We start from the raw sequence: 15,613 nt of genomic DNA, 5'->3' as shown, positions 1-15,613 counted from the left end.
AAGAAGGGTATTAAACAGCTCATGAAATCGCAGGAGATCACCAAGCGCTGGGTGGACTTTTTTGTCAGCAAGGGCCACACGGCGGTTCCCTCCGCATCGCTGGTGTCCAGTGACCCGTCGCTGTTGTTCACTGTGGCCGGCATGGTGCCTTTCATCCCCTACCTCACAGCCCGCGAAGAGGCGCCCTACACGCGGGCCACAAGCGTCCAGAAGTGCATCCGCACCGGCGACATCGAGGAAGTGGGCAAGACCGCCCGACACGGCACCTTCTTCCAGATGTGCGGCAACTTCTCCTTTGGCGACTACTTCAAGGAAGACGCCATCAAGTTCGCCTGGGAGCTGCTCACCACCAGCGTTGACGACGGCGGGTACGGCCTGCCGCCCGAGCTCTTGTGGGTGACGGTGTACGAGGAAGACGATGAAGCCAAGGAACTGTGGCTGAAGAACACCGGCGTTCCCGCGGAGCGCATCCAGAAGATGGGCAAAGCCGACAACTACTGGAACACCGGCCAGCCCGGCCCGGCCGGCCCCTGCTCCGAGATCTACTATGACCGTGGACCCGCCTACGGGATCGAAGGCGGCCCGCTCGCTGACGAGACCCGGTACATCGAAATCTGGAACCTTGTGTTCATGCAGTACCAGATCGACAACGTCCGCTCCAAGGACGACTTCGATATCGTGGGTGAGCTGCCCAAGAAGAACATCGATACCGGCCTGGGCATGGAGCGCCTGGCCATGATCCTCCAGGGCGTCGAGAACATGTACGAGACGGACCAGGTCCGTCCCGTCATCGATAAGGCCGCTGAACTCTCCGGCAAGGAATACACCTCCGCGGAAACACCGGATGACCCCCACCACACGGACGATGTCCGGATGCGCGTTGTGGGTGACCACATCCGGTCCGCCCTGATGCTGATTTCCGACGGCGTGACCCCCTCGAACGAGGGACGTGGCTATGTCCTGCGCCGCCTCATCCGCCGTGCCGTGCGCTCCATGCGCCTCCTCGGCGTCGAGCAGGCCTGCCTCCCGGACCTGCTGCCGGCTTCGCGCGACGCCATGAAGGGCGTCTACCCCGTTGTCGACACTGACTTCGCAAGGATCAGCCGGATTGCCTACGCCGAAGAAAAGGCCTTCCTGCGGACCATTGCGTCCGGCACGGCGAGGCTCGAGGACGCGGTCAAGGAGTCCAAGGCCGCCAACAGGCAGCTTTCCGGTGAAGACGCCTTCGCCCTCCACGACACCTACGGTTTCCCCATTGACCTCACCCTGGAAATGGCCGAGGAAGCCGGGCTGAAGGTTGACGAAGCCGCCTTCCGCAGCCTGATGCAGGAGCAGCGCCAGCGTGCCCAGGCCGACGCCAAGGGCAAGAAGGGCGGCCATGCGGACCTCAGCGCCTTCCAGGAGATCCTGGCCCAGGGCGAGACGGTCTTCACGGGGTATACCGAGCTCGACGGCGAATCCCGCGTCCGCGGCCTGCTCACCGGCGGCCGTCCGGTCCAGCAGGCAGCCACCGGCGACGAGATCGAACTTGTCCTGTCGGAAACACCGTTCTACGCCGAGGCCGGCGGCCAGGCCGCCGATACCGGCCTCATCACCGGCGACGGCTTCGTGGTCGAGGTCCTGGATGTCCAGCGCCCCGTCAAGGGCCTGAGCGTGCACAAGGCGATTGTCCGCGAAGGTGAAATCGGCGCCGACTCCCTGGTGCGCGCCGCCGTCGACCGCGAACGGCGCCATGCCGCCGAGCAAGCACACACGGGCACGCACATCGTGCACGCCGCCCTGCACCAGATCCTCGGCCCGGAAGCCACCCAGCGCGGATCTTTCAACAAAGCCGGCTACCTGCGGTTCGACTTCGCCTGGGGCGAGGGCCTGAGCACCGCCACCCGGTCAGAAATCGAAGAGGTTTCAAACCTGGCCATCCGCAACAACTACGCGGTGGAAACGAAGGTCATGGGCCTTGCGGAAGCGAAGGCCCTGGGTGCCATGGCCCTGTTCGGCGAGAACTACGGCAGCGAAGTCCGCGTCGTCGAGATCGACGGCGCCTGGTCCCGCGAGCTGTGCGGCGGAACGCACGTAGCCAACACCTCGCTGATCGGCAGCCTTTCCCTGCTGGGCGAACAGTCCGTAGGCTCCGGAAACCGCCGTGTGGAAGCTTTCGTGGGCATGGAGGCCTTCCGCCACCTGGCGGCCGAGCGTGCGCTCGTCACCGAGCTGACCGATCTCCTGAAGGTGCCGTCGGGGCAGCTGGCCGACCGGATCTCCGCAACGCTTGCAAAGCTCAAGACCACGGAAAAGGAACTGGACCGGCTCCGCAAGGAACAGCTGGCAGCTTCGGCAGCCCAGCTGGTCAACAGCGCAAGGGACGCTGCGGGCGTCAGCCTCATCGCCCATGACGCCGGTACCGTCAGCGGCGCCGACGACATCCGCGGCCTGGCCCTTGACCTCCGTAACCGGCTGGGCTCGGCACCTGCCGCGGTGGCTGTTGCAGGCGTGGCCAACGACCGTCCGCTCGTTCTGGTGGCCACCAACGAAGCCGCCCGGAACGCCGGAGTGAAGGCCGGAGCCCTGGTTCGCCTGGCTGCCGGAGTCCTCGGCGGTGGCGGCGGCGGCAAGGACGATGTCGCCCAGGGTGGCGGCACCGATGCAGGCAAGGTGGGTGCCGCGCTGGCAGCCATCCTGGACGCCGTCGAGCGGCGCCAGTCCTGACATGGCCGATCCCGCAACCGCCGGCGGCTACCCCCAGGGCGTCAAACTGGGGGTAGACGTTGGCACGGTCCGGGTGGGGGTGGCCATCTGCGACCGTGACTCCATCCTGGCCACGCCGTACAAAACGCTGGACCGGAACACCAAAAAGAACTCCGACGTTCGCCTGATCGTGAAGCTGGCGGAAGAGCTGGGAGCTGTGCAGGTCATCGTGGGCATGCCCCGCACCATGAAAGGCGAGGAACACGCGTCGGCCAGGATGGCTTCCGACTATGCCGGTCTGCTGGCGGCCGAACTCGCAGCCCGCGGCCTGGACGTGCCGGTCAACATGGTTGACGAGCGGCTCAGCAGCGTCACGGCGCACCGCAACCTGCATGAAGCTGGCATGAGCAGCAGGAACCACCGTAAAGTAGTTGATCAGGTCGCGGCCGCAGGCATCCTGCAGCACGCCATCGACATGCAGAAAGCCCGGGGAGCGGATGTCGGCTCACGCGTGACAGCGCCATCCCCGTCCGTGGACCTGGGGGTCAGCGGGGCGGATGAGTCTGTCCGTGCCACCCCGGATACGGCCCGATTTTCAGATAATGGAAGGCAACAGTGAGCCCTGCCAACATTGACGACGCCTCAGGGCCCCTGAACGCCGGGGGAGGGAGGCCGCTGACGCGCAAGGAGATCCGGGCACGGGAGAAGAGCCTCGACACCGGTGGCCAGGGCGCTGTCCCTGAGCAGGCCTACGAGACCGGTGCCGACGTGCCCCCGCAGCCCGCAGATCCCCCCGCCGTCCCTGCCCAGCCGGCCACCGGCCGCACTGGTGCAGCGCCGTTGCCGGCTGCACCGGCCGCGCCCCCTTCCATCCAGGAGGCAGTCCCTGGCAACAGGGAGCCTGACAACGGGACCCTGGACAACGGAACGCACGACGACGGAGGTCACCATGGTGCCGCACCGCACGAGCCGGCCGCGCACGGTGCGCCGGAGCAACCTGAACCCGTCGCGGACGACGTGAGTGGCCCCCACGAACCCGACCACCGGCACGGCGAGGTATTCGCCGCCGACGACCACCAGGACCCGCATGCGGCCGGGGAACACCCGGCGACGGACGTTCATGAGTACGCGGGCGATCCCCACTACGCGGACCCGGCTCAGTACCCGGACGGTCACGAGTACCACGACAACGCCCATTACGGTCAGGTCCACGGCGACGCCGACTACCACCACGACCTGCACGCGGAGGAAGCCGGCCACCACGCCGGCCACTCTGAAGACGCACACCATGCCGATACCGCAGCGCACAGCCTCATCGCCGGTGCAGCGGCAACCCAGGTAGTGGGCAGGCCCTCCAAGAAGGTGCGCCGCCGCCGCAGGCTGCTGGCCCTCTTCCTCACCCTCGCTGTTTTCGTTACTGCCGTGGCCGTCGGCGCGCAGTTCCTCAAGCCTCTCCTCGGCAGCACCAAAGCCAGCGACTTCCCGGGTCCCGGCTCGGGCCAGGTCCAGGTGACGGTGGACAACGGGGAAGGCACCCGTTCCGTGGCCATGGACCTCGAAAACAAGGGCGTCGTAGCCAACGCTGACACGTTCCTGCAGGCGTTCAGCGCTTCGGGCGGCACGCTGGCCCCGGGTGACTACACCTTCAAGTCTCAAATGAAGAATAAGGACGCAGTAGACGTCCTCCTGGGCCAGGACAAGGGCAAGGTAATCTACTTCGCCCTCAGCGCTGGCCTGCGGGTCAACGAATCTCTCCAAGCCATCTCCGAAGGGTCCGGCGTATCGATCCAGCAACTCCAGGCGCTCAGCAACGATCCGGCGCAGTTCGGCTTGCCGGCAAACGCCAAGAACCTGGAGGGCTACCTTGCTCCGGGCGAGCACCGCTTCCCGCTGGGCACGTCCGCCAAGGACATCCTGCAAGCCCTGGTCAAGGTGACCGTGGACGAGCTCGTGTCCCAGGGCATCACCGATCCCGCCAAGCAGTACCAGTCCGTGATCGTGGCCAGCATCGTCCAGGCCGAAGGCGGCCAGGCCGAATACGGCGATGTCGCCGGAGCCATCTACAACCGGCTCAAACCCAACGACCAGACCGGCGGCTTCCTGCAGGTCGACTCGGCCGTGACGTACGGGCTCGGGACGAAGAGCTACAACTTCACGGACGAGCAGCGCCAGGACAAGTCCAACCCGTACAACACGTATGCGAACCCCGGGCTGCCTCCGGGACCCATTGGCTCGCCGGGCAAGACTGCCATCGATGCCGCGGCCAGGCCCAAGACCAACGACTACCTCTTCTGGGTAACGGTCAACCTGGACACCAAGGAGACCAAGTTCGCCAAAACCCTGGCCGAACACAACGTCTACGTTGAGCAGTACAACTCCTGGTGCCGGGCGAACGTGGGCCGCTGCACATGACCCTGCGGGCAGCAGTGCTGGGGCACCCGATCAGCCATTCAAAGTCCCCGGCCCTGCATCTTGCTGCCTACCGGCAGTTGGGTGCAGACATCAGCTACACAGCTATCGACGTCACCGAGCAGCTCCTCCCAGGCCTGATGGGGCAGGTCCGCCACCAGCCGGGATGGTGCGGACTTTCGGTCACCATGCCGTTGAAGACCGCCATGCTGGGCCACGTGGACGAGGTCCGCGGCATCGCCCGGACCCTCGGCGTGGTCAATACCGTCTCCTTTGAGGACGACGGACACGGACCGCGGGCCATCGGCTCCAACACCGACGTGGCTGGAATCGTCAACGCCCTCCGGCACGCGGGAGCGGATACCGCACCCTCCGCGGTCATCCTCGGCGGCGGCGGCACCGCGGCGTCCGCTGTCGCCGCACTGCGGGAACTCGGAACCCGCCGTGCGCAAATATTCGTACGGGACCCTGCCCGCACCGCTGACGTCCGTGCAGCAGCCGCAAGCGCCGGCATCGGCCTTGACGTGCTGACGCTGGCCGAAGCCGTGCTGCCCACGGCTGCTGCCGACGTCGTAATTTCCACGTTGCCGCCCCGGGCGGCGGACGGCCTGGCCGCAGAGATCGCCGCCCTGAAGACGGACACCCCGGGCGTCCTGCTGGACGTTGCCTACGACCCCTGGCCCAGCCTGATCGCCTCGGTGTGGCAGGCGGGTGGCGGTACCGTGGTCCCCGGACTGGAGATGCTGCTGTACCAGGCAGTGGAACAGGTGCGCCTTTTCACGGGGCGCGGGGATGACGTTAACGCAGCTGTCATAGATGTGATGTGCGCCTCAGTCGGCCTTCCCCGACGGGCTTTGTAACCGCCCTACGTGGCAGGATGGAAGATATGTTGCGTTGGTTGACTGCCGGTGAATCCCATGGTCCGGCTCTGATGGGAATTATTGAAGGCGTCCCCGCCGGTGTTGAAATCACCAGTGGGCACATCGCAGACTCCCTGGCCCGCCGCCGGCTCGGATACGGCCGCGGCGCCCGGATGAAGTTCGAACAGGACGTTGTCACCATCCTGGGCGGCGTCCGGCACGGTGTGACCCAGGGCGGTCCTGTGGCTGTCCAGGTGGGAAACACCGAATGGCCTAAATGGGAGCAGATCATGGCGCCGGATCCGGTGGATCCGGAACTCCTCGCCGACCAGGCGCGCAACGCGCCCCTGACCCGCCCGCGTCCCGGCCACGCGGACTTCACCGGCATGCAGAAGTACGGCTTTGATGAAGCCCGTCCCGTGCTGGAGCGTGCCAGCGCCCGCGAGACCGCCACCCGGGTGGCCATGGGAACCGTGGCAGCCCAGTTCCTCAAGCACCTCGGCATCGAGCTCGTCAGCCACACGGTGTCCATCGCCAGCGTTTCCGTACCGGATGGCCGGCCGCTCCCCGAACCCGCAGATGTCATCGCTTTGGACGCCGATCCGCTGCGCTGCTTTGACCGGGAAACCTCCGACGCCATGGTTGCCGAGGTTGACGCCGCCCACAAGGAAGGCGAAACCCTGGGCGGAGTGGTGGAGGTTTTGGCGTACGGCCTGCCGCCCGGACTGGGCAGCTACGTCCACTGGGACCGCCGGCTGGATTCCCGCCTGGCCGCTGCCCTCATGGGCATCCAGGCCATCAAGGGCGTCGAAGTGGGCGACGGATTCCGGACCGCTGCACGCCGCGGCTCTGCGGCGCACGATGAAATCGTGCGCGATGAAGACGGCCGGATCGTCCGTGCCAGCAACCGCGCAGGCGGCATCGAGGGCGGCATGAGCATCGGGGACGTCTTGCGTGTCCGCGCCGCGATGAAGCCGATCGCCACCGTGCCCCGCGCCCTGAAAACGATCGACGTCAGCACCGGCGAACCGGCCAAGGCCCATCACCAGCGCTCCGACGTTTGTGCCGTTCCGGCCGCCGGCGTGGTGGCCGAGGCCATGGTGGCTCTGGTCCTGGCTGAAGCCGTTACCGAGAAATTCGGCGGGGACTCCGTGGCGGAGACCGCCCGCAACATCAAGGGTTACCTGGACAACATTCCGGCGTCCCTGGACTCGATCGGCCAGTAGTGCCCGCCCAGAGCAGCACCGGGCCCGTCGGTATCCGGCCGGTCGTCCTGATCGGCCCCATGGCCGTAGGCAAATCCGCCATCGGACAGCAACTGGCCCAGCAACTCGGTGCACCGTTCGTCGACACGGATGCCGTGATCGTGGCGGGTCATGGCTCCATCGCCGACATTTTCGCGGGCCGGGGCGAACGCGCCTTCCGCGAGATCGAGGCCCGCGCCGTTGCCTCCGCCGTTGAAGCGGCCCAAGGCACGGCCACGGTGATCTCGCTCGGCGGGGGTGCTGTTTTGGACTCTGGAACGCAGCAACTGATCGGCCGCTGCACAGTGGTTTACCTCGAATGCGATGCGAACACCGTTGCTGCCCGCATTGCCCGCAACTCCGGACGCCCCCTGCTGGCAGGGGACGCCATGGGACGCTGGACAGAAATGTTCGCCACCCGCAAGCCGGTCTACGAGAGGCTTGCAGACATCACCCTGGACGTGCGCCAGGGCTCGATATCCGAGCTCGGCAACCGGCTGGAAGCAGCACTGCACAACTACGCAGCTGCCAAACAGGAAGTTGAAAAGTGAACACCTCATCAACAGTCATCAAGGTCACCGGTGAATCCGCCGCCAACAACTACGACGTTGTGGTGGGGCGGGGCCTGCTGGGAACCCTTCCGGAAATCCTGGGGGAGCGGGTGCGGCGCGTGCTGGTCATCCACCCCCGGGCCCTGCGGCTCACCGGCGACACCGTCCGTGATGACCTTGAATCCGCAGGCTTCACCGCGCTGACCGCGGAAATCCCCGACGCCGAAGAAGGCAAGCACATCCAGGTTGCCGCCTTCTGCTGGCAGGTCCTGGGCCAGAACGACTTCACCCGGTCTGACGCCATCGTCGCCGTTGGCGGGGGAGCGGTCACCGACCTGGCCGGCTTCGTTGCCGCCACGTGGCTACGCGGCGTCAAAGTCATCCACATGCCCACCAGCCTACTGGGGATGGTGGATGCCTCCGTGGGCGGCAAGACCGGCATCAACACCGCGGAAGGCAAGAACCTGGTGGGCGCGTTCCACCCGCCCGCAGCCGTTCTGGCGGACCTGGACACGCTGGACACCTTGCCAAAGAACGAACTCATTTCCGGCATGGCCGAAGTGGTCAAGTGCGGCTTCATCGCGGACCCCGCCATCCTCGAACTGGTGGAGAAGGACTTTAGCGCGGTCACCGATCCGCGGTCCGGGACGCTCCGCGAGCTCATCGAACGTGCCATCGCCGTCAAAGCCAAAGTGGTCTCCGAAGACCTCAAGGAATCCGGGCTGCGCGAAATCCTCAACTACGGCCACACCCTGGGCCACGCCATCGAACTGGTGGAACGCTACTCATGGCGGCACGGCGCAGCCGTCTCCGTCGGCATGATGTTCGCCGCGGAACTTGCCCGCAGCGTGGGCCGCCTGAGCGATGCCGACGCCGACAGGCACCGAAGCATTCTCGAAGGACTTGGGCTGCCGGTCACCTACCGGCGAGACCGGTGGCAGGGCCTGCTGGACGGTATGCGGCGGGACAAGAAGTCCCGTGGCGACCTGCTGCGGTTCGTGGTGCTGGACGGTGTGGCCAAGCCGGGCATCCTGGATGTCCCCGACACGTCCCTCCTGTTCGCCGCCTACCAGGAAGTCGCTTCCTGATGCACGGCGACATGGAAGGCACCGCCGAATGGCCCGAGGCCGGCTTCCCGGGAATCCGGATCAACCCTGAAACCCTGCTGCCGCAAATCGTCAACGAAGATGCGTGCAGGGAAGCGCTTGCAGCCTCCACCGATCCCGCCGACCGAGTTTTCGTGCTGCTGGTCGAGGGCCACGGGGCAGAAGCTGCCGAACTGCTGGCCGAAGCCCGGTTCAATGATCCTGAATCCTTCCGGTTGCGTGCGTTCGAAGCAGAGGTCCTGAGGGTGTCGAACCGGTTGGACAGGGCCGTGGAGCTCTTCCGCCAGCTGCTGCACGAGGTCCAGGGGACCCCCAAAGAAGCCCTGGCACTGCAGTTCCTTGGCAAAACCCAGTACACGGCCGGGCAGACCTCCGCTGCCGTTGAATCCTTTGCCCGCGCCTTGGACCTGCGCGTGGCACAGTCCGCTGATGCGGCGCTGATCTACTCGTCAACAGTGGCCCTGCAGCGCGCGCGGGACGTACTGGACCTGGCCTGCTGATACCCCGCTTTGGGCCGCCGGGGAAGTCCGCGTCCAATTGCCGGTAGAATAGTTTTTGAATTTTTTCCCAGCACCCCGGATCTTTGACAAAAACGTGCAGGTACGCCATGCGGCGGACTGCCCGGCATAGAACGTCTGACCACGCGCCAGACTGAGAAACCTAAGGAAACCCAGTGGCAACCACGAACGACATTAAGAACGGAACGGTCCTGAAGCTCGAGGGCCAGCTCTGGAACATCATCGAGTTCCAGCACGTCAAGCCCGGCAAGGGTGGCGCTTTCGTGCGTACGAAGATGCGCAACGTGATGTCCGGCAAGGTTGTGGACAAGACGTTCAACGCCGGCCTCAAGATCGAAACCGCCACGGTTGACCGCCGGGACTACCAGTACCTGTACCAGGACGGCGCCGACTTCGTGTTCATGGACACCTCGGATTACGACCAGATCACCGTCTCCGGCGCCACTGTGGGCGACGCCACCAACTTCATGCTCGAGAACCAGATGGTCAACATCGCCATCCACGAGGGCAACCCGCTGTACATCGAACTGCCGCCGAGCGTCGTCCTGGAAATCACCTACACCGAGCCCGGCCTGCAGGGCGACCGCTCCTCCGCGGGAACCAAGCCTGCCACGCTGGAAACCGGCTACGAGATCCATGTTCCGCTGTTCGTCGAAAACAACACCAAGGTCAAGGTGGACACCCGTGACGGCAGCTACCTCGGCCGGGTCTCTGAGTAGTGAGCGCACGCGGTAAAGCCCGCAGCAGGGCACTGGATGTTCTTTTCGAAGCGGAGCAGCGCTCCGTTTCCGCCTTCGACGTCCTGCGTGCACGGCGCGAGAAGACCGACCAGATCGTCAACCCGTACACCCTGGAAATCGTCGAGGGCGTGGTGTCCCGCCAGTCAGCCATCGACGAGTTCCTGGAGACCTATTCGCAGGGGTGGAGCCTGGAGCGCATGCCTTCGGTGGACCGGATCATCCTGCGGATCGGCACCTGGGAACTGCTTTACAACGACGACGTCCCCGATGGCGTTGCCGTCAGCGAGGCCGTGACCCTGGCCAAGACCCTGTCTACGGACGAGTCGCCCCAGTTCATCAACGGGCTCCTGGGACGCCTGCAGCAGCTGAAGCCGTCGCTGCTGGCCTGACCCACGAACAGCTATGAAGGCCGCAACCCCCAGGGGTGCGGCCTTCCGGCGTTAAGGCGGCCAGCCGCCGTCGAACCCTGTCCTGTTCGCGGGCCAGAACCCGCAGGTTTCGGTTCCGCGAACAAGCCAGGGACGGGACGAAGGAACCCAGCGCACCCGGTGGGGGGCTACGCGACGATTGCTGCCCGGAGCGCCAATACCCGCTGCAACTGCTTACGCTCTTCAGCCTGGTGGAGTTGCACATCGCGGCCGCTGAGGATCCGCTGGCGGATATTGGCCAGCAGCGTGGCCGCCCTGAGGAAATCCTTCATCTGTTGTTTCTTGCCGTAGCCGGCTGCCCAGTTCAACACAGTCCGCCGGCCGCCAATGGTGCCCAGCAACTCGACCTCCGCCGGGGTAAACCAGCCCGCGGCGGAGTATTCCAGCAGCCGCTGCCGGGTCAGCCGCTTTTCTGCCACCCGCAGCACAACGATCCCGGCTACAGCGAGGCAGAAAATAGGCACCTGCACCACGATGTAGTCCACCAGGAAGCCGCTGCCCATGCTGTTCCACCGGTTGTGCAGAAACATCGCCGGCAGCAGCCCCACGAAGAAGGCCAGGATGGAAGCTCCGGTGTGCCATCGCCGGGCCGCGAAGCCCATGATGAGCCCGGTGGTCCCGGTGAAGATGGCGTGGGCGAATGGGGACATCACGCCGCGGAGGAAGAACACCTGCGCAAAATCGCCGCCCGGGCCGGGCGCTTCGGCGATGGCGCGGCCGAAGTAGAGGATGTTTTCGGTGAACGCGAAGCCGCCGGCAATCGTGAAGGCGAAAACAACGCCGTCCACCGGACCGTCGAAATGTTTCCTGGCCAGCAGCAGGAGGACCAGCAGGCCAAGGGACTTCGCGAACTCTTCGACGATGGGTGCCTGCACCGTTGCCATGTAGGTCCGCAGGTCCGGTTCATCCGAGAACTGGTACGTCAGCACAAACAGTGGCTGCACCAGCAAAGTCACGGCAATCGACACCGCCGCGCCCCACGTGAAGGCGAAGAACAGCAGCCGCTTTGGCTCCGGCTCCCACCTATCGATGACGACAACAGCCAGCAGTACCAGGGACAGCGGTATCAGGGACGCGACGAAGCCACCCACGAAGCCGGCAGTCCCCGTGTTGGCCAGCAGGAACGGCACCACCAGGAACAGGCTGACGAACGCGAGGATCCCGCCCGCCACTGTGAGGCCGACCAGTCCGCCGTTGAGCCTTCCCGGCCTGCGTGACGCTCCCTGGTCCGGGGGAGGCAGGACGCTGCTGACGGGACGGCCGCGGTGGTCCGGGGCAGCGAGGTAATGCTGCGGTGCCACCTGGCCCATCCAGCTGGGATTCGCTGGGCCGGGCAGGGGACTGGAGGTGCCCGAGTGGGGACCGTAGGGCGGCCCCGACGGCGGCTGGTGGGGATGCATTGACATATCCGCAAGCCTAGGTGGCGGGTTGCCCCGGTCCAAGGACCGTCCGCACGCCGCGTTTCAATGTGACGATCAACGCGTTGATCCGGCGCCGCCGGGCCGCGGGCCTATGGTAATTTTGAAGCGCACATGATCCTTTTTTAATTCCGTCCTGAGAGGCGGGGAAAGGGGAGACGAGCGTTGACATCTGTCACCAGCGCACCGGTTCCAGCCAGGGTAGTACTCAGCCAGGCTGACATAGACCGTGCCCTCACTCGTATTGCCCATGAGATCCTCGAAGCCAACAAGGGATCCCGGGACCTGGTCCTGTTGGGCATTCCCCGCCGCGGGTATCCGCTTGCAGTCCGGCTGGCCGGGAAGATCGCCGCCGCGGACAACACCGTTGACGCCGCCGCCATCGTTGGCCAACTGGACGTCACCATGTTTCGGGATGACCTTTCGCACCAGGGAACACGCCCGCCGTACCCCACCAAACTGCCCCGTACCGGCATCGACAACAAAGTCGTGGTCCTGATCGACGACGTCCTGTACTCCGGCCGGACCATCCGGGCAGCGCTGGACGCCCTCGTGGACCTCGGCCGCCCGCGCATCGTCCGCCTCGCCGTCCTGATCGACCGCGGCCACCGCGAGCTGCCCATCCGCGCCGACCACGTGGGCAAGAACCTGCCCACGTCCTCCGTGGAAAAGGTCCGGGTCCGCCTCGAAGAGACCGACACCCCCGCCGGCGGAGCCCCCGTCAACGAAGTCGTGATTGAGGGTGGACTGTGAAGCACCTGCTCTCCACCCAGGACCTCAGCCTGCACAACGCCATCCGCATCCTCGATACCGCCGAGGAGATGTCGGCTGTAGGCGAGCGCGAAGTCAAGAAGCTCCCCGCCTTGCGCGGCCGCACGGTGGTGAACCTCTTCTTCGAAGATTCCACCCGCACCAGGATTTCCTTTGAAGCGGCGGCCAAGCGGTTGTCCGCGGACGTCATCAACTTCGCCGCCAAGGGATCATCGGTCTCTAAGGGCGAATCCCTCAAGGACACCGCCCAGACGCTGTCCGCGATGGGGGCGGACGCCGTCGTCATCCGCCACTGGGCATCCGGTGCACCGCACCGGCTCGCCGCGACGGACTGGATTGATGCCGGGGTGATCAACGCCGGCGACGGCACTCACGAACACCCCACCCAGGCACTGCTCGACGCCTTCACCATGCGCCGGCACTGGGCGAAACTGTCGGGTACTCCTTCCGAAGGCGCGGACCTGTTGGGCATGCGCGTGGCGATTGCCGGCGATGTCCTGCACTCACGCGTGGCCCGTTCAAATGTGTGGCTCCTGCGCACGCTGGGTGCGGAAGTCACCCTCGTAGCTCCCCCCACCCTGCTGCCCATCGGCGTTGGAAAGTGGCCCTGCAGCGTCAGCTACAACCTCGACGAGACACTCGCCCAGGGCGTTGACGCCATGATGATGCTCCGTGTCCAGGGCGAACGCATGAATGCTTCGTTCTTCCCCAGCACCCGCGAATACTCACGCCGGTGGGGCTTCGATGACAACCGCCTGCGCGCCCTCGACAGCCTGGGCATGAAGGACACGATCATCATGCACCCGGGCCCCATGAACCGGGGGCTCGAAATCAGCGCAGCCGCAGCAGACTCACCCCGTTCCACCGTCCTCGCGCAGGTCCGCAACGGCGTGTCCGTGCGGATGGCTGCGCTGTACCTGCTGCTCTCCGGGGACACCCGGGAAACAGCCGCAACCCCGGTCCTGGCCGCTGCCGGAACCGCCCATTCCACCAAGGAGAGCATCTGATGGCCGGCAACACCGGAACGTACTTGATCCAAGGCGCCTCCATCCTGGGCGGCGAGCCGGCGGACCTGCTGATCCGTGACGGCATCATCGCCGAAGTGGGCACGGGCCTTTCGCCGGAAGGGCAGGACGGGAATGTCACGGTTATCGACGCCGCGGGCCTGGTGGCGCTTCCCGGCATGGTGGATGTCCACACCCACCTCCGTGAGCCCGGCAGGGAGGACGCGGAAACCGTGGAAACCGGAACCCGAGCAGCTGCCCTCGGCGGTTACACGGCCGTCCACGCCATGGCCAACAGCACTCCCGTTGCCGATACCGCCGGTGTGGTAGAGCAGGTCTACAGCCTGGGACGAGCCGCAGGCTGGGTTGACGTCCGCCCGGTGGGCGCCGTCACGGTTGGCCTTGCGGGGGAGCAGTTGGCAGAACTGGGTGCCATGGCCGATTCCCGGGCCCGGGTCAGGATGTTCTCCGACGACGGCATCTGCGTCCACGACCCCGTCCTGATGCGCCGGGCGCTGGAGTACGTCAAGGCGTTCGACGGCGTGGTGGCCCAGCACGCGCAGGAACCGCGCCTGACCGCCGGGGCACAGATGAACGAAGGCGAAGTGTCCGCCGTCCTGGGCCTGACCGGCTGGCCCGCCGTTGCCGAGGAAAGCATTATCGCCCGCGACGTCCTCCTTGCCCAGCACGTCGGCTCCCGGCTGCATGTCTGCCACGTGTCCACCGCCGGTTCGGTTGAGATCATCCGCTGGGCGAAGGAACGCGGAATCAACGTCACCGCCGAGGTCACTCCGCACCACCTGCTGCTCACGGACGACCTGGTCCGCAGCTATGACCCCGTCTTCAAGGTCAACCCGCCGCTGCGCACCGACGCCGACGTCCAGGCATTGCGCGCCGGGCTGGCGGACGGCACCATCGACGTTGTGGGAACCGACCATGCGCCGCACCCCAGCGAGCACAAGGAATGCGAATGGGCGCAGGCGGCCATGGGCATGACCGGCCTTGAAACCGCGTTGTCCGTGGTCCAGCACACCATGATCGAGACCGGCCTGATGACCTGGGCCGACTTCGCCCGCGTCACATCCGCCGCGGCTGCGCAGATCGGCCGGCTGCAAGACCAGGGCCGTCCGCTCGAAGCCGGCGAACCCGCCAACGTCATCCTGGTGGACCCCGCCGCCCGCTGGACCGTGGACCCGTTCAAGATGGCCACCATGGGCCGGAACTCGCCCTTCAAGGGACGCGAGCTCCCGGGCAAGGTGGTGGCCACGTTCTTCAAGGGCCACCCCACCGTCCTGGACGGCGAACTCAACACTCCCTACCCGCACGCCGCAGTCGAGGCTGGCGCCGCCTGATGGAAAAAATACTTCCGGGACTGGCGATGCTGGCGATTATCGCCGTCGTCTTTGTCCTCCTCGGCATTGGCTGGCGCAACCGCCTGAAGCGCCAGTCCGACGTCGGGCCCCTGCCCCAGGCCCCCGCGGAACCGGGTGAGCCGTCCGCCCAAGCGGAGGGACAGTACGTTGCCACCACCACCGGCGGCGACTGGCTTGACCGCGTGGCCGTCCACAGCCTCGGCATCCGCACCAACGCGACCTTGGCCGTGTACCCGGACGGTGTGCTGTTTGACCGCGCCGGCGCCCCCGCCCTCTACATCCCCGCCGCATCGCTCACCGGCGTACGCCATGAAAGCGGGATGGCCGGCAAGTTCGTGGAGAAGGACGGCCTGCTCGTCCTCACCTGGCTCCATGGCACCCACGAACTGGACACCGGATTCCGGACCCGCCGCGCGGCGGACAAGGACACCCTGCACACAGCACTCCAGGAATTGATCTCTTCAGCCCCGGCGGCTGACGCCACCAGTGGAAAGTAAGACAGTGAA

15 protein-coding genes are annotated in these 15,613 nt (G+C 66.0%); 14 read left to right on the top strand and 1 reads right to left on the bottom strand.

The annotated features are described in order from the left end of the window. Positions 1-21: 21 nt before the first annotated feature. The 10 genes from alaS (at position 22) to nusB (ending at position 10,502) form a co-directional block, all read left to right on the top strand. Positions 22-2,706 carry an alanine--tRNA ligase gene (gene alaS / locus ACP3TD_RS11065; protein ID WP_426762941.1) on the top strand — a complete coding sequence of 895 codons (2,685 nt, stop codon included), beginning with the start codon at positions 22-24 and terminating at the stop codon, positions 2,704-2,706. Between the two features lies 1 nt (position 2,707). Beyond that, positions 2,708-3,304, top strand: a complete 597-nt coding sequence (gene ruvX, locus ACP3TD_RS11060) for a Holliday junction resolvase RuvX (protein WP_426762939.1) — start codon at positions 2,708-2,710, stop codon at positions 3,302-3,304. Beyond that, the gene (mltG, locus tag ACP3TD_RS11055; RefSeq protein WP_426762937.1) at positions 3,301-5,097 is read left to right on the top strand and encodes an endolytic transglycosylase MltG; all 1,797 of its coding nucleotides are present in this window, start codon (positions 3,301-3,303) and stop codon (positions 5,095-5,097) included. Before ruvX ends, mltG begins: the two co-directional genes overlap by 4 nt. Next, the gene (locus ACP3TD_RS11050) at positions 5,094-5,954 is read left to right on the top strand and encodes a shikimate dehydrogenase (RefSeq protein ID WP_426762935.1); all 861 of its coding nucleotides are present in this window, start codon (positions 5,094-5,096) and stop codon (positions 5,952-5,954) included. Before mltG ends, ACP3TD_RS11050 begins: the two co-directional genes overlap by 4 nt. Positions 5,955-5,980: 26 nt before the next feature. Next, on the top strand, positions 5,981-7,180 hold the full coding sequence (aroC, locus tag ACP3TD_RS11045) for a chorismate synthase (RefSeq protein WP_015937203.1): 1,200 nt from the start codon (positions 5,981-5,983) through the stop codon (positions 7,178-7,180). Between the two features lie 59 nt (positions 7,181-7,239). Continuing rightward, positions 7,240-7,749 (top strand): shikimate kinase, encoded by a 510-nt coding sequence (locus ACP3TD_RS11040; protein WP_426767205.1) that lies wholly within the window; start codon positions 7,240-7,242, stop codon positions 7,747-7,749. Next, complete coding sequence (gene aroB, locus ACP3TD_RS11035) at positions 7,746-8,837, top strand: 3-dehydroquinate synthase (protein ID WP_426762933.1); 1,092 nt, start codon at positions 7,746-7,748, stop codon at positions 8,835-8,837. Before ACP3TD_RS11040 ends, aroB begins: the two co-directional genes overlap by 4 nt. Continuing rightward, the gene (locus ACP3TD_RS11030; protein ID WP_426762931.1) at positions 8,837-9,355 is read left to right on the top strand and encodes a tetratricopeptide repeat protein; all 519 of its coding nucleotides are present in this window, start codon (positions 8,837-8,839) and stop codon (positions 9,353-9,355) included. Before aroB ends, ACP3TD_RS11030 begins: the two co-directional genes overlap by 1 nt. A 173-nt stretch (positions 9,356-9,528) precedes the next feature. Then, entirely contained in the window at positions 9,529-10,092 is a 564-nt protein-coding gene (gene efp / locus ACP3TD_RS11025) for an elongation factor P (RefSeq protein ID WP_426762929.1), read from the top strand. Beyond that, complete coding sequence (gene nusB / locus ACP3TD_RS11020) at positions 10,092-10,502, top strand: transcription antitermination factor NusB (protein WP_056079416.1); 411 nt, start codon at positions 10,092-10,094, stop codon at positions 10,500-10,502. The genes efp and nusB overlap by 1 nt, the downstream gene beginning before the upstream one ends. Before the next feature lie 167 nt (positions 10,503-10,669). On the opposite strand, the gene ACP3TD_RS11015 is transcribed toward nusB, so the two are convergent. After that, on the bottom strand, positions 10,670-11,947 hold the full coding sequence (locus ACP3TD_RS11015; protein WP_426762926.1) for a PrsW family intramembrane metalloprotease: 1,278 nt from the start codon (positions 11,945-11,947) through the stop codon (positions 10,670-10,672). A gap of 177 nt (positions 11,948-12,124) precedes the next feature. Here ACP3TD_RS11015 and pyrR point away from each other — a divergent pair, with 177 nt between their 5' ends. From pyrR to ACP3TD_RS10995, 4 genes are read left to right on the top strand one after another with little or no spacing between them, the layout of a single operon-like run. Then, positions 12,125-12,712: a bifunctional pyr operon transcriptional regulator/uracil phosphoribosyltransferase PyrR gene (gene pyrR, locus ACP3TD_RS11010; RefSeq protein ID WP_377203539.1), complete on the top strand. Its 588-nt coding sequence runs from the start codon at positions 12,125-12,127 to the stop codon at positions 12,710-12,712. Beyond that, complete coding sequence (locus ACP3TD_RS11005) at positions 12,709-13,737, top strand: aspartate carbamoyltransferase catalytic subunit (protein WP_426762925.1); 1,029 nt, start codon at positions 12,709-12,711, stop codon at positions 13,735-13,737. Before pyrR ends, ACP3TD_RS11005 begins: the two co-directional genes overlap by 4 nt. Next, positions 13,737-15,086: a dihydroorotase gene (locus ACP3TD_RS11000; RefSeq protein WP_426762924.1), complete on the top strand. Its 1,350-nt coding sequence runs from the start codon at positions 13,737-13,739 to the stop codon at positions 15,084-15,086. Before ACP3TD_RS11005 ends, ACP3TD_RS11000 begins: the two co-directional genes overlap by 1 nt. Further along, the gene (locus ACP3TD_RS10995) at positions 15,086-15,604 is read left to right on the top strand and encodes a hypothetical protein (protein ID WP_426762922.1); all 519 of its coding nucleotides are present in this window, start codon (positions 15,086-15,088) and stop codon (positions 15,602-15,604) included. Before ACP3TD_RS11000 ends, ACP3TD_RS10995 begins: the two co-directional genes overlap by 1 nt. The last annotated feature ends 9 nt before the right edge of the window (positions 15,605-15,613 follow it).

It is taken from the genome of Pseudarthrobacter sp. 1G09, from assembly GCF_050038305.1.
GTDB lineage: Bacteria > Actinomycetota > Actinomycetes > Actinomycetales > Micrococcaceae > Arthrobacter > Arthrobacter equi.
The sequence above is the reverse complement of the archived record's forward strand: the minus strand, read 5'-3'. Positions and strand labels throughout refer to the sequence as shown.